Annotated in this window: 1 protein-coding gene; it reads left to right on the top strand. The window is 78.9% G+C overall.

Features of this window, described 5'->3' with window-relative positions:
* Positions 1-61: 61 nt before the first annotated feature.
* Positions 62-1,039 (top strand): MerR family transcriptional regulator (locus GTW43_RS11670; RefSeq protein WP_161301583.1); only part of this gene is annotated, 978 nt, incomplete at its 3' end.

Below are 1,039 nucleotides of genomic sequence, written 5' to 3' on the forward strand. Positions count from 1 at the left end.
GGCAGCCGCGCCGGGCGGAGTCGGAGCAGCCGCGGGGGACGGAGTCCGGGGAGCCCGGCGCATGCTGATCGGCGACGTGGCCCGGCACTCGGGCGTGAGCGCCCGGATGCTCCGGCACTACGACGCGCTCGGCCTGGTCCGGCCCACCGGCCGCACCGTCGGCGGCTACCGCGAGTACTCCGCCGAGGACGTCCGCCGGATCTTCCACGTCGAGAGCCTGCGCTCGCTCGGCCTGTCGCTCAAGCAGATCGGACGGGCCCTGGAGGACCCGGAGTTCACCCCGTCGGAGCTCGTCGGCGACCTGATCCGGTGGACCCGGGACCGGCTCGCCCGGGAACAGGAACTGCTGGACCGGCTCCGCGCGATCGACGCCGCGGGGCCCGGCGGCTGGCAGGACGTCCTGCGCGTCGTGGAGCTCATGCGCGGCCTCGCCTCCTCCGAGGCCGCCCGACGCCAACAGGCCGTCCTGGCCCGGCCCGAGGGCGCACCGGTCCCTGCCGACCTCCTCGCCCGCGCCGCCCTGGCCGAGGCCGATCCGCACGTCGCGGGCGCCCTGCGCTGGGCCCTCGCCCGGTCCGGCGCCGACGGCGTGACGGCCCTGGCCGCCGGGCTGGACGAGGCGGACGCCGGGGTACGGCGGCGCGCGGTCCTGGCCCTCGCCGAGCTGCCGGAGAGCGCGGACACGACGGACCTGCTCGTCGGCGCCCTCGACGACCCGGACCCGGCGGTGCGCCGGGCGGCCGCGCTGCCGCTCGGTGTCCGCGGCACCGACCGGGCCGTACCGGTGCTCGTCACCATGGTCGTCGAGGGGGCAGGCGACGTCGACGCCGCAGAGGCCCTCGGGGCGCTCGCGCGGGACCCCGCCCGCACGGACCACATCGTGGCGGCGCTCACCGCCGCACTCGCCGCCTCCGGCGCGGACCCGGCGGCCCGGCTGCGCCTCACTCAGGCCCTGGTCGAACTGCCCCCGCCCGCCGCCCGCGCAGCGCTGGGCAGCTTGACCGGGGACGGCGACCGCACCGTGGCGGCGGCCGCCACG

This window comes from Streptomyces sp. SID5785, assembly GCF_009870065.1.
Classification (GTDB): domain Bacteria; phylum Actinomycetota; class Actinomycetes; order Streptomycetales; family Streptomycetaceae; genus Streptomyces.